Annotated in this window: 12 protein-coding genes and 1 pseudogene; 11 read left to right on the forward strand and 2 right to left on the reverse strand. The window is 63.4% G+C overall.

The genetic code is table 11. The features are described from left to right. The first annotated feature begins 93 nt into the window (after positions 1 to 93). From GWC77_RS25440 to bioB, 6 genes are all read left to right on the forward strand, one after another. The gene (locus GWC77_RS25440; protein WP_173261533.1) at positions 94 to 399 is read left to right on the forward strand and encodes a DUF3734 domain-containing protein; all 306 of its coding nucleotides are present in this window, start codon (positions 94 to 96) and stop codon (positions 397 to 399) included. Positions 400 to 911: 512 nt separating this feature from the next. Continuing rightward, positions 912 to 2225: a dienelactone hydrolase family protein gene (locus GWC77_RS25445; protein WP_173261516.1), complete on the forward strand. Its 1314-nt coding sequence runs from the start codon at positions 912 to 914 to the stop codon at positions 2223 to 2225. 364 nt (positions 2226 to 2589) lie between these two features. Continuing rightward, entirely contained in the window at positions 2590 to 3972 is a 1383-nt protein-coding gene (gene bioA / locus GWC77_RS25450) for an adenosylmethionine--8-amino-7-oxononanoate transaminase (RefSeq protein ID WP_217283406.1), read from the forward strand. Further along, a complete protein-coding gene (gene bioF, locus GWC77_RS25455) occupies positions 3972 to 5159 on the forward strand; it encodes an 8-amino-7-oxononanoate synthase (protein WP_173261538.1) in 1188 nt (395 codons plus the stop codon). Before bioA ends, bioF begins: the two co-directional genes overlap by 1 nt. Further along, on the forward strand, positions 5156 to 5923 hold the full coding sequence (bioD, locus tag GWC77_RS25460) for a dethiobiotin synthase (RefSeq protein ID WP_173261518.1): 768 nt from the start codon (positions 5156 to 5158) through the stop codon (positions 5921 to 5923). The genes bioF and bioD overlap by 4 nt, the downstream gene beginning before the upstream one ends. Before the next feature lie 4 nt (positions 5924 to 5927). Beyond that, complete coding sequence (gene bioB / locus GWC77_RS25465) at positions 5928 to 6971, forward strand: biotin synthase BioB (RefSeq protein ID WP_173261520.1); 1044 nt, start codon at positions 5928 to 5930, stop codon at positions 6969 to 6971. Positions 6972 to 6975: 4 nt separating this feature from the next. Here the strand turns inward: bioB and GWC77_RS25470 are convergent, their stop codons facing one another. Further along, positions 6976 to 7401: a hypothetical protein gene (locus tag GWC77_RS25470; protein WP_173261522.1), complete on the reverse strand. Its 426-nt coding sequence runs from the start codon at positions 7399 to 7401 to the stop codon at positions 6976 to 6978. Between the two features lie 203 nt (positions 7402 to 7604). Here GWC77_RS25470 and GWC77_RS25475 point away from each other — a divergent pair, with 203 nt between their 5' ends. From GWC77_RS25475 to GWC77_RS25485, 3 genes are read left to right on the forward strand one after another with little or no spacing between them, the layout of a single operon-like run. After that, positions 7605 to 8600: a glyoxylate/hydroxypyruvate reductase A gene (locus GWC77_RS25475; RefSeq protein ID WP_173261523.1), complete on the forward strand. Its 996-nt coding sequence runs from the start codon at positions 7605 to 7607 to the stop codon at positions 8598 to 8600. Between the two features lie 58 nt (positions 8601 to 8658). Continuing rightward, positions 8659 to 9582: a hydroxymethylglutaryl-CoA lyase gene (locus GWC77_RS25480; protein WP_173261525.1), complete on the forward strand. Its 924-nt coding sequence runs from the start codon at positions 8659 to 8661 to the stop codon at positions 9580 to 9582. Between the two features lie 46 nt (positions 9583 to 9628). After that, positions 9629 to 10171 carry a YbaK/EbsC family protein gene (locus GWC77_RS25485; RefSeq protein ID WP_173261527.1) on the forward strand — a complete coding sequence of 181 codons (543 nt, stop codon included), beginning with the start codon at positions 9629 to 9631 and terminating at the stop codon, positions 10169 to 10171. A gap of 329 nt (positions 10172 to 10500) precedes the next feature. Here the strand turns inward: GWC77_RS25485 and GWC77_RS25490 are convergent, their stop codons facing one another. Next, a complete protein-coding gene (locus GWC77_RS25490; RefSeq protein WP_173261529.1) occupies positions 10501 to 11442 on the reverse strand; it encodes a LysR family transcriptional regulator in 942 nt (313 codons plus the stop codon). A 106-nt stretch (positions 11443 to 11548) separates the two neighbouring features. On the opposite strand from GWC77_RS25490, the gene GWC77_RS25495 reads away from it, so the two are divergent. Both GWC77_RS25495 and GWC77_RS25500 read left to right on the forward strand, forming a co-directional pair. Beyond that, positions 11549 to 12283, forward strand: a complete 735-nt coding sequence (locus tag GWC77_RS25495; protein ID WP_173261531.1) for an SDR family NAD(P)-dependent oxidoreductase — start codon at positions 11549 to 11551, stop codon at positions 12281 to 12283. A 13-nt stretch (positions 12284 to 12296) separates the two neighbouring features. Continuing rightward, positions 12297 to 12659, forward strand: a pseudogene (locus tag GWC77_RS25500) (SDR family NAD(P)-dependent oxidoreductase); the annotation flags it as partial. Between the last annotated feature and the right edge of the window lie 129 nt (positions 12660 to 12788).

Here is a 12788-nt window from a genome sequence, read left to right on the forward strand (position 1 = left end):
CCGCTTCAGCACGCTGCCCGCGCCGGTGGGCAACGTTGAGCGAGCTTTCTTCGTCTTTGCCATCATCGATGTCCTGCGTTTCAATTCGCACCGATTCTACTCGTCCTCGTTAATGCGACAGAGCCCGCCTCAGTCCTCGACGCCGTACCGGAGGCGAGCCGAAAAACGTCTGCCTACGACGAGGCGCGCGCGACGCTCCAAAAGCCATCGCTGAGCATCCTCGATGTGGTCTACGACGACAAGCCGTGCCAGGACTATTACAAGACCTTCGACTTTTCGCATCCCCAGGTCGAAGCACACTGGAAAAATGGCAAGCGTGCGATGCGCGCGGCGCTCGCACGCGACGGCGACACCCTCGGCCTGATGGCGCAGTTGCCAGCGCAGCGGGCCGTTGCCTGAGCGGTTCACCGATCCGTATCCGCAGTTCGTGGACTATTCGGATTCCTAAATAGTGGGCATCGCTCGAAATACCGTCAATTAAGCATCCGCTGAGTCAGCACCATTGCGCCAATGCCCAAACGTTTGCGCACGCAAACTGGGGTTGTCCTCCATTGTGCGCGGGAATTTTGTCCAGCTAGGATGAGCATCGCGCATGTCGCGTATCACTCAGACGATTCTTCTTTTGCGGGTCGCCGCCGGCCTGGTTTGGCCGGTCGATGTCGCGTGCGGCGATAGATAGCAGACCTATCTAATTCGCCGGCGCGATGGATACGCGTCGTGCTCCCGTGTTCCCACGCCAACGATGCCCGGCTGCGCCGCGCACCGAATGGGCGAATTGCAGCCTTTGCCCGCCTCTTTTCCGGCAAAAGCTCCGCAACGCGAACACGGATACTGATCCGGGTCGGCAGTAAGCAGTCCTCGGGACGAAGACCCGTCGTCGGGATGCATTTGATTTCAGAGCAGGCACACGCATGAGTTGGAAAAAAGTATTGGTCGGTGGATTGTGCGTGTGCGCCTGGGTGAGCGCCCAGGCGGGTTCGGGCGCGACAGCGCAAAACGCCGTGCTCGCCTCGAACGAACCGGGACCCCTTTCCGCCCCGAGCGTCACGCGGCTCGAGTTTGGCGATACGGGCCTGCCCCACGTTGCTTCCAACCTGAACGAGCGTATCGTACGCATCCCCGTCGATACCGTGGGCTCGATCACACTCGAGGCGACAATCTTCAAGCCCGACGGCCCGGGCCCGTTCCCGATGGTCGTTTTCAATCACGGCAAGATGCCGGGCGATCCGCACGCGCAGGCGCGCAGCCGTCCGCTCGCCTTCGCCCGGGAATTCGTACGCCGCGGCTACGTGGTCGTCGCGCCCAATCGTGAAGGCTTCGCCGGGTCGAGCGGGACTTATCGGCAAGAAGGCTGCGACGTCGAGAAAAACGGCATGGCGCAAGCCGACGACGTCGCCGCGACGATCGCCTATATGTCGAAACAATCGTATGTCGACGCGGCCCACGTCGTCGTGGCCGGCACCTCGCACGGCGGCCTCGCGACGATCGCCTATGGCGCCACAGCGACCGCGCCGGGCGTGCGAGGCCTCATCAATTTCTCGGGCGGGCTGCGGCAAGACGCCTGCGAAGGCTGGAAGGACAATCTGACGCACGCGTTCGAGGCCTATGGTCAACGTGAGCGGCTGCCGTCGCTGTGGCTTTACGGCGACAATGACTCGATCTGGCCCTCCGATCTCGTCTCCCGGATGTACGCAGCGTATGTCGGACATGGCGCGCATGCCCGCATGGTCGACTTCGGCTCGTACAAGAACGATGCGCACCGGCTCGTCGTCGATCGCGACGGCGTGCAGGTCTGGTGGCCGTCCGTCGATGCGTTTCTCGCGCGCATCGGCATGCCCACGCGCATGCAGTACCGAGTCGACAATCCGCCGCTGCCGCAGGCGACGGGCTATGCCGCCGTCGATTCGATCAACGCCGTGCCTTATGTCGACGCGGCCGGCCGCGCCGCGTACAGCAAGTTCCTCCGTCAGTTTCCAAGCCGGGCTTTCGCGATCTCGCCCTCGGGCGCATGGTCGTGGGCCGAAGGCGGCGACGATCCCGTTGCGGTTGCACTGAACAATTGTCGCCGCGAGAACCACGGCGACGCGTGCAGCCTCTATGCAGTCAACAGCGAAGTCGTCTGGCAGGACGGCACGCGAACCGCATCCACGAGCAACGACGCACCCGGCCACGAAGCATCTTCGGATACCAAGGATTTCACCACAGGTTCGCTCGCGAGCCGCTGATCCCCTCCCGATTTCGATCCGCAGCGGGGCGTGCAACAGGCACGCCCCGCTGCGTTTTGGCGCTCCAATCGTGGCCTTGCATAGATTTTTTTCGGGGCGCGGGGTCACTTTGCCGTCGTCAACGGCGATCAACGCACGGTTTCTGATGTGAAGCGCCTCGAGCTTTATCGAACGGGCGCGATCTTGCTCTTTTGCGCCATGCATTTCACGCGTGCATCGGCTCCAGGAACGCGTTACTCTCACGTCCGTTTTTGCGATCCACGATTGCTGCCGCGCGCACGAAGTGCGATACATGTGCCCGTTTCAATGCAGCCGCATCGCGCACGAAGAGCGCAAAGGCACGCCTGAAGATTCGGAGTAGCGATTGAATAGACACGCGAACATCGGGACGGATCACGATACGAAACGCATCGCGCGCGACGATTGGGTCACGCGCAGTCTGCAGGCCGTCTGGCATCCGTGTACGCAGATGAAACACCATGAGCGCATGCCGCTCGTCGCCGTCTCGCGCGGCCAGGGCCCGTGGCTCTACGACCATGCGGGGCGGCGTTATCTCGATGCGATCAGTTCGTGGTGGGTGAATCTCTTCGGCCACGCGAATCCGCATATCAATGCGGCGCTGAAAGCCCAGCTCGACATGCTCGAGCACGCGATGCTCGCCGGCTGTACGCATACGCCAGCCGTCGAGCTTGCCGAGCGGCTTCGCGCACTGACGCAAGGCACGCTCGGCCACGCGTTTTTTGCGTCGGATGGCGCATCGGCCGTCGAGATTGCGTTGAAGATGAGTTTTCACTACTGGCGCAACCGGGGGCAGAACGGCAAGCGCGAATTCGTCTGCGTCGCCAACGGCTATCACGGCGAAACGATCGGCGCACTTGGCGTAACCGATGTGGCGCTGTTCAAGGACGCTTACGATCCGCTGATCCGGCGCGCGCACGTCGTCGCGTCGCCCGATGCGCGCGCTGCGAAAGCAGGCGAGCAGGCAACCGACGTAGCGGCCCGCGCACTCGACGACGTCCGCAAGCTCCTCGAATCGCGTGCGCAGCACATCGCCGCGGTGATCGTGGAGCCGCTCGTGCAGTGCGCGGCGGGCATGGCCATGCACGATCCATCCTACGTAAGCGGCCTGCGCGAGCTGACCGAACGTTATGGCGTGCATTTGATCGCCGACGAAATCGCGGTCGGATGTGCACGCACCGGCACCTTCTTCGCGTGCGAGCAGGCCCATATCTGGCCCGACTTCCTCTGTCTGTCCAAGGGCATCACGGGCGGCTATTTGCCGCTGTCGATCGTGCTGTCGCGCGATACCGTCTTCGAGGCCTTTTACGATGACGATACCGCGCGGGGCTTTTTGCACTCGCATTCCTATACAGGCAATCCACTCGCCTGCCGTGCCGCGCTGGCTACGCTCGATCTTCTCGAGCATGCGAACGTGCTGACCGAAAACGAGCGGAAATCGTCGCTGCTTTTCGAAGCACTGGCGCCGCTCACCCAGCTCGCCGCCGTGCGCAACATGCGCCGCTGCGGAACGATCGTCGCATTCGATGCGATGCTCGAGCCCGACGCTGCGCGCACGTTCTCGCGGCGCTTTTTCGAAGCGGCGCTCGAGCGCGAGCTGCTGCTGCGGCCGATCGGTACGACCGTCTATCTGATGCCGCCCTACGTTCTCGACGACGAAACGATCGCGCTGGCCGCGGCCCGCACGCGCGAGACGTTCGAGGCGACGATCGAGTATCGGGGGCGATGATGTACTTGCTCGATACGCTGCGCGAGGGTCTCGCCGAACTCGATTCGCGCGGACTGAGACGGCATCGGCGCATTGCAGAGACGGCCTGTGCCGCACATATGCGCGTGGACGGCCGTGAGATCGTCGGCTTTGCCAGCAACGACTATCTCGGCCTGGCCGCTCATCCGGCCCTCGCCGCCGCCGTCGCGGAAGGCGTCGAACGATACGGGGCGGGCAGCGGCGGTTCGCATTTGCTGGGCGGCCACTCGCGCGCTCACGCGCAACTCGAAGAGACACTCGCGGCATTCTGCGGCGGCTTTGTCGATACACCGCGCGCGCTGAGCTTTTGCACCGGCTACATGGCGAACGTCGCGACGCTGACGGCACTCGCGGGGCGCGGTACGACGCTCTATTCGGATGCGCTCAATCATGCCTCGTTGATCGACGGCGCGCGCCTGTCGCGTGCCGATGTGCAGATCTACCCGCACGCCGATACCGATGCGCTCGCGGCGATGCTCGATGCATCGGATGCGGGCGTCAAACTCATCGTGACCGATGGCGTATTCAGCATGGACGGCAACGTCGCGCCGCTCGCGACGCTGCTCGCGCTGGCCGAGCGTCACGGCGCGTGGCTCGTCGTCGACGATGCGCACGGTTTCGGCATCCTGGGACCGCAAGGGCGCGGCGTGCTCGCGGAACTCGCGTTGCGCTCCCCGCATCTCGTCTATATCTGCACCTTCGGCAAAGCCGCGGGCGTCGCGGGGGCCGCGGTGATCGCACACGAGACGGTCATCGAGTGGCTCGTGCAACGCGCGCGCGCCTATATCTTCACGACGGCGTCACCGCCTGCCGTCGCGCATGCCGTGTCGGCGAGCCTCGAGCTGATTCGCGGCGACGAAGGCGATGCCCGGCGCGCGCATTTGCGGGCATTGATCGAACGCACGCGCGCGATGTTGCGCGCCTCGCGGTGGCAGCCCGTCGATTCGCACACGGCCATTCAGCCGCTCGTCATCGGCGATAACGAAACGACGCTCGCGCTCGCCGCCCGCTTCGATGCCGAAGGCTTGTGGGTACCCGCGATTCGTCCGCCGACGGTCCCCGTCGGTACATCGCGGCTACGGATATCGCTTTCGGCCGGGCATTCGTTCGACGATCTTGCGCGGCTCGAAAACGCGCTCTCGCGCATCGAAGCAGGAGACAACCCATGAGCGCGTCGCTCTCGACCGCGTTGTCCGTTTTCGTGACGGGCACGGACACTGAAATCGGCAAAACATTCGCTTCGTGCGCGTTGCTACATGGGTTCGCTCACGCGGGGCTGCGCGCGGCCGCGATGAAGCCTGTCGCCGCGGGCGCGTTCGAGCGCGACGGCGTATGGCATAACGAAGACGCCGATGCACTCGATGCGGCCGCGAATGCACCGTTGCCGCCCGAACTGCGCACGCCGTTCCTGCTTCGGGCGCCGGCCGCTCCGCACATCGTGGCGGCGCATGAAGGCGTCGCACTCGATATCGAGCGGATCGTCGCGTGCCATCGCGAAGCGATGAGCCGTGCCGACATCGTTGTCGTCGAAGGCGTCGGCGGGTTTCGCGTACCGCTTACCGATACGCGCGATACGGCAGACCTTGCCGTCGCGCTCGGCTCGCCCGTCGTGCTCGTCGTAGGCGTGCGGCTGGGCTGCATCAACCATACGCTGTTGACGGCGCAAGCCATTGCGCAACGCGGCTTGACGCTCGTCGGATGGATCGCGAATGTCGTCGATCCCGACATGCGCTTCATCGACGAGAACATCGACACGCTGCGCGGCTGGCTCATGCGCGAGCACGGCGCGCCGCTCATCGGCTCGGTGCCCTGGCTCACACCCGCCTCCCCCGAGTGCGCCGCCGCACGGCTCGACATTTCATCGTTGCTGCTCGCGCTGCGTACGGCGCGGGCGTCGACATCCCAGCCTTCATTGCATCCCGATCAGGACTGACGACATGACTTCAGCACAGACTGCCGCCCCTGCTGCTCCGGCCGCGACATCCGCCACCGAACCCCGCAGTGCCGCTGCATCGCGCTGGCGCGTGGCCGACGTGGTCGCGCTTTATGCTTTGCCGTTCAACGACTTGCTCTACCGCGCGCAACAGGTGCATCGCGAGCATTTCGACGCCAACGAAGTCCAGCTCTCGACGCTGCTCTCGATCAAGACCGGGGGCTGCGAAGAGGACTGCAAATACTGCTCGCAGTCTGCCCATTACGACACCGGCCTCAAGGCCGAAAAACTCATGGATGTGGACGCTGTCCTCGCCGCGGCCCGGACTGCGAAGGAGAACGGTGCCACACGTTTTTGCATGGGGGCGGCGTGGCGCAATCCCAAGGAGCGCCATATGGAGCCGATCGAGCAGATGATCCGAGGCGTCAAGGCCATGGGACTCGAGACCTGCATGACCCTCGGCATGCTCGAAGCGCATCAGGCCAAGGCACTGGGCGAAGCGGGCCTCGACTACTACAACCACAATCTCGACACGTCGCCCGAGTTCTACGGACAGATCATTTCGACACGTACCTACGAGGACCGGCTTCAGACGCTCGATCGCGTGCGCGACGCGGGCATCAACGTTTGCTGTGGCGGCATCATCGGCATGGGCGAATCGCGCCGCGAACGTGCTGGACTGATTGCGCAGCTCGCGAATCTGGACCCTTATCCAGAGTCGGTGCCGATCAATCATCTCGTTGCCGTTGAAGGCACACCGCTCGAGGCAGTCGAACCGCTCGATCCGTTCGAATTCATACGCACGATCGCCGTGGCCCGCATCACGATGCCCCGCGCGATGGTGCGCCTCTCGGCAGGCCGGCAGCAGATGAACGATGGGCTGCAAGCGCTCGCATTCTTCGCCGGGGCGAATTCGATCTTCTACGGCGATGTGCTATTGACGACGGGCAATCCGCAGGCCGAGAGCGATCGCAAGCTGCTCGAGCGATTGGGGATGCGCGTCCAGGGCGCAGGCGCCACGCCGGGCGCCGATAAGGGCGGTTGCTGACCCCTTATACCTTGTCCTCCAGCCGGACCACCCTGAACTGGCTCGACGGGCCGGTCTCGATTGCTTCGGCCGCGAGGTAATGCATCGGGCGGCCGATATCGACACGCGACACATACCGCCCTTCGTCGTCTTGCAGTGTCATGAGCGTTTGCGCTTCGTCGACGAATCGATAGGTGAAATCCGTCAGGCCTTCTTTCTTGGCCATCACGAGGTGATCGACGTGCGGGGTCGCGGGATCGGCCCCGAAGGCCCAACCGCGGTCCGTGGCCGGGTTATAGAAGTGGACGAGCCGATCGACAGGATCGAACGCGGCCTGGAAACGGCACGATTCGCCCGCGCGTTCGTTTCTGATCGTCAAATCGCCAAAGGCCGGGTCCACGCAGACGAACCGCCCATTGTCCGACATCAAATACATCGATTCGATATGCACGCCATGACTCCATAGAGTTGGAAAGCGGGCGCATCTTATCGGCCCCACACCGTGGGCAATAGCGGTAGGCGGAGGATTGGGACGCATTCACCGGCAGCGCCTTCGCCGCGCTCGATGCGCGTCGCGCGCGCAAGCACGTAAAATGCTGGGCTTCGAGCCATTCGGCGTGCGGCACGCGCGCCAAGCCATCTGCCCAGTCCGCCATGAAAGTCCTCTTTTTCGCGCCCGAAACGGGCGACGCCGATGCATGGCGCGCGTCGCTCGCGCGCGTCCTGCCCGACGCCGATATCCGCGTCTGGCATCCCGGCGATACCGCCTACGCCGACTACGCAGTCGTCTGGCGCCCGCCGCGCGAGCTGTTCACCGCGCGTGAGGGGCTCAAGGCGGTCTTCAACCTCGGCGCAGGTGTCGATGCGATCCTGCGTTTCGAGCGGGAAGCGCCGGGCACGCTTTCGCCCGACGTGCCGCTGATCCGCCTCGAAGACACGGGCATGGCCGCACAGATGAACGAATATGCGGCGTACGCCGTTTTACGCTACCTGCGCCGCTTCGACGAATACGAACTGATGCAGCGCTGCGGCGAGCCACACTGGCAAGTGCTCGATCCGCATCCGCGCGAGACGTTCGTCGTCGCCGTGCTCGGGCTGGGCGTGCTCGGCACGCAAGTCGCGCGCACATTGGCGTCGTTCGGCCTGCCGGTGCGCGGCTATAGCCGCAGCATGAAGACGCTTGCTGGAATCGAAACGTTCGCGAGCGACGCTGCGCTGGGCGGCACTCCGCCGGGCGCCGCCGCGCCGGGCGCCGCCGCGCTCGATGCATGTCTCGAGGGCGCGAGGGTGGTCGTCAATCTCCTGCCGAGCACGCCCGAAACCGAAGGCGTCCTGAACCGGCGAGCGTTCGCTCGCCTCGCGCGCGGCGCTTATCTCGTAAATCTCGCGCGTGGCGCACATGTCGTCGAAGAAGACCTGCTCGATGCCCTACACGAGGGTCGGATCGCAGCGGCAACGCTCGACGTCTTCAGAGAAGAGCCGTTGCCCGCTGGCCACCGCTTCTGGCGCGAACCGCGCGTGACGATTACGCCGCACATTTCCGCTCAAACGCTTCGGGAGCCGGCCGCGCAGCAGATCGCCGCCAAGATCGCCGCGCTTTCGCGTGGCGAAGCGGTGAGCGGTATCGTCGATGTAGCGCGCGGTTACTAACGTTGCGTATCCTGTCGATTGTGAGCATTCCTGAACGAATCGAATCCGGAGACATCCCATGTCATTGCCGCGCGCAGTGAAGATTGTCGAAGTCGGCCCGCGTGACGGGCTGCAAAACGAGAAAGCGTTCGTGCCGACCGCGGTGAAGATCGATCTCATCGACCGGTTGACGGAGGCGGGGTTCGCCAACATCGAGTCGGCCTCGTTCGTTTCGCCGAAGTGGGTGCCGCAAATGGCCGACGGCGCCGAGGTGATGGCAGGCATTTCGCGCCGCACCGGTACGCTCTATTCGGCGCTGACGCCGAACTTGCGGGGTTTCGAAGGTGCGCTTGCCGCACAGGCGGACGAAGTCGTCATCTTCGGCGCGGCAAGCGAGGCGTTCTCCCAGCGCAATATCAACTGCAGCATCGCGGAAAGCATCTCGCGTTTCGAGCCGGTCGCGCGTGCCGCAAAAAACAACGGGCTGCGGCTACGCGGCAGCATCTCGTGTGCGCTCGGCTGTCCCTATCAGGGCGAAGTGCCCGTGTCGGCCGTGGTGGACGTCGTACAGCGCATGGCCGAGCTCGGCTGCGACGAAATCGACATCGCCGATACGATAGGGGTGGGTACGCCGAAGCTCACGCGTGAAGTGTTGACGGCCGTGACGAAGGTTTTTCCGCGCGAGAAGCTTTCTGGCCATTTCCACGATACGTACGGTCAAGCGCTTGCCAACATTTACGCGTCGCTGCTCGAAGGCATCGAGATTTTCCACGCGTCGGTCGCCGGTCTGGGTGGATGTCCGTATGCCAAGGGCGCGACGGGCAATGTTGCAACGGAAGACGTGCTGTATTTGATGAACGGTCTCGGTATCGAAACCGGGATCGATCTCGATCGCGTCGTGTCCGCCGGCGAGTTCATCTCGAGTTCGATCGGCAGAGCCAATGTGTCGCGTGCAGGCCGTGCGCTGCTCGCAAAAAAGCAAAGCCAACAGGAATCGGAATAAGGCGCCCGCGCGCCGACTCATTCATCCAGATAACCATCGTTTTCCCATGAGCGACGAACACTTTTTGCCGAGCAATATGCCCGAGGCTCCCGATGCCTCAGAGCCTTTGGATGCGCTGCCTGAATCGGCCCGGCGCGTGGCGCTGTTGCTGCGCGAATGCGGCCATGAAAAACCGGTCGTGATGCTGCCGCAAACGGGCAAGACGTCGGCCGAGGCCGCTTTGGGGCTGGGCTGCTCGGTCGCCCAGATCGCGAAATCGATCCTCTTCAGGCGTCGCGACGACGATGCGCCGGTGCTCGTGATTGCAAGCGGTGCGAATCGCGTCGATGAAGACAAAGTGGCACAGCGTGTCGGGCCCGTCGCACGCGCCGATGCGAAATTCGTACGGGAAAAAACCGGTTACGCGATCGGCGGCGTCTGTCCGATCGGCCATGTCACGGCACCCGTTATGTTGATCGATGAGGACTTGCTGCAGCTCGATAGTTTGTGGGCGGCTGCGGGCCATCCGCATGCCGTGTTCAATCTCTCGCCCGAGGAATTGATCGCGCTGACGGGGGCGCCTGTGGCCGATGTCGCTCTGCGGGCGTGAGGCGTACGGCCCCCGCCGCTGGACGGACTGCGGCAAGCGCTCGCGCGCGAATTGCGGTCCGCAAAAAGAAAAGCCGCTCGCCATAACCGACGAACGGCACAATTTTTTCGACGTGATCAGCGTCATATGGATGATACCGACGCGCGCTGCATCGCCGCATCGGTGAAATCCCTGCACGCGTTGGCGCAGTTTGCGCCAACGGACCAGCGCGTGCGCAGCCCCAGCCACTACCCATCTGCTGAGCTCAGATTCGTCCGCCTCCATTTGGCCGAAGTCGGCTGATGCTCACATCACGATTTGGACCGATCGACACATCACGGCGCAACCCATCATCGAACCTGCTTTACGCTGGCCTTGGTCTTCCCACCCTTTGGGAAGGGCTGACAATTACCAAGGAGCTCGACCAACCGTGCCTCACATTCGGAAAATGAGTACCCGCGCCGCTGGGAAATCATGAACGTGAGGGGGCGCATGTGCCATGCGCGCCGTTGGAGTTCGACAAGCGTTCCCTTCGCCAAGTCTTGCGCAACCATATGATGCGGCATGTGCCCCCAGCACAAGCTTCCCCTGAGCAGGTCGTGTTTCGCGCCGAGGTCATTCACCCGCCACTGGCGTTCACTGGCGACCCCTTGTTGCGTCTTTTCCGCATCAGGCTGATTGTCGGTTACCACGAGCTGGATGTGACGGCCAAACTCCTCCCGCGGGATCGGCCCCGCGATTGCGGCCAGCGGATGCGATGGCGCACAGACGGTCACCATGTGCGCGTCACATAGATGCTGCCTTTCTACGGTCCCCGGGCTCACCTCCGGCACGTCCGCGATCGTCACCGCCAATGCGCACAGGCCTTCGAAAACCAAACGCTCGCCGTCTTGCATGGTCGTCATGCGCAGATTGATTGCAACCGTTGGAAAGTCCGCCTGCAGGGTGCGCAGGCATTCAATCAGGTGCGCACGTGGGAAGTACGTATCCACGGCAACCGAGACCTGTGGAACGCCAGCTTCAGCAATGGCAACGGCACGCATCTTCATTTCCTCGGTGCGTGAGATCACGCCACGCGCGTCAGGCAGCAGGCTGCGGCCCGCGGCCGTCAGCGTCGCTTTGCGAGTGTTGCGCTCGAACAGCACCACGTCGAAGGCACTCTCGAGCGCACTGATCGCGTGACTGATCGCTGACTGTGCGCGCCTCAGTTCCCGTGCAGCGCCGGAAAAGCTCCCCTGGTCGCACACGGCGACGAACGCCCGAAGTTGATTAATGGTGACGTTGTCCAACATATCTATCTAGAAAGTAGATGGCACTTATAGATATTCAGTCAATTGGCCTCATGACTCAAGCGCTTCAGAATCAGGTTTGTCGCTTTTGTTTCGAAGGATGAATGACATGAACAGACTGAATGGAAAGACCGCGGTGATCACCGGTGGCGCTACGGGGATCGGCCGCGCCGCAGCGAAGCACTTCGTCGAGGAGGGCGCCTTCGTCTTCATCTTCGGCCGTCGGCAGGAAGCGCTCGACGCCGCGGTGGCCGACCTCGGGCCCAATGCACGCGCCGTGAAGGGCTCGGTCTCCGATCTGGCCGATCTCGACCGGCTTTATGCGGCGGTGAAGGCGGAGCGCGGAACCGTGGACATCGTCTTCGCCAATGCGGGAACGGGAAGCCCGCTTCCACTCGGCGAGATTACCGTCCAGCACATCGACGAGACCTTCGACACCAATGTGAAGGGCACGATCTTCACGGTCCAGAAGGCACTGCCGCTAATGGGTCCAGGCGGTTCGATCATCCTGACCGGATCTAGCGCCGGCACCACGGGAGCCCCTGGATTCACGGCCTACAGCGCGAGCAAGGCAGCGGTGCGCAACCTCGCGCGTACCTGGGCGCAAGACCTGAAGGGTACCGGTATCCGGGTGAACGTGCTGTCGCCCGGGGCGACGGCGACCGAACTGGCGAAGGAGGCACTGGGGGAGGAGGGCCAGAAGGCCTACGGTGCGATGACGCCGCTCCAACGTATGGCCGATCCGGCGGAGATCGGGGCGGTGGCCGCCTTTCTTGCGTCGTCGGACAGCAGCTTCATGACCGCAAGCGAGGTCGCCGTTGACGGTGGCTTGGCACAACTCTGAGGAGAACGATCAAATGACACAATCACTAAAGGGCAAAACAGCTCTCGTTACCGGGGCGTCGCGGGGCATTGGCCGCGCCATCGCCGAACGTCTTGCAAGGGACGGTGCGACAGTCGCGCTAACCTACAACGCCAGCAAATCCAGGGCGGACGAGGCGATCGCAGCCATCGAGAGAGCGGGAGGCACCGCGTTCGCGATCCATGCGGATCTCGTCGATCCGGCGACAGTCCCGGCCTTGTTCGAGCGACTCGACGGCGAGTTCACCAAGCGGAACGGAAGCAAAGCTCTCGACATTCTGGTCAACAACGCTGGCAATTCCGGCTGGCTTGGCTTCAAGGACGCGACGCCGGAGAGTTGGGACACCCTGATGGCGGTCTAGGCTCTGTCGCATTAACGAGGACGAGTAGAATCGGTGCGAATTGAAACGCAGGACATCGATGATGGCAAAGACGAAGAAAGCTCGCTCAACGTTGCCCACCGGCGCGGGCAGCGTGCTGAAGCGGCT

Origin of the sequence: Paraburkholderia sp. NMBU_R16 (genome assembly GCF_013282575.1) — a bacterium.
Classification (GTDB): Bacteria; Pseudomonadota; Gammaproteobacteria; order Burkholderiales; family Burkholderiaceae; genus Trinickia.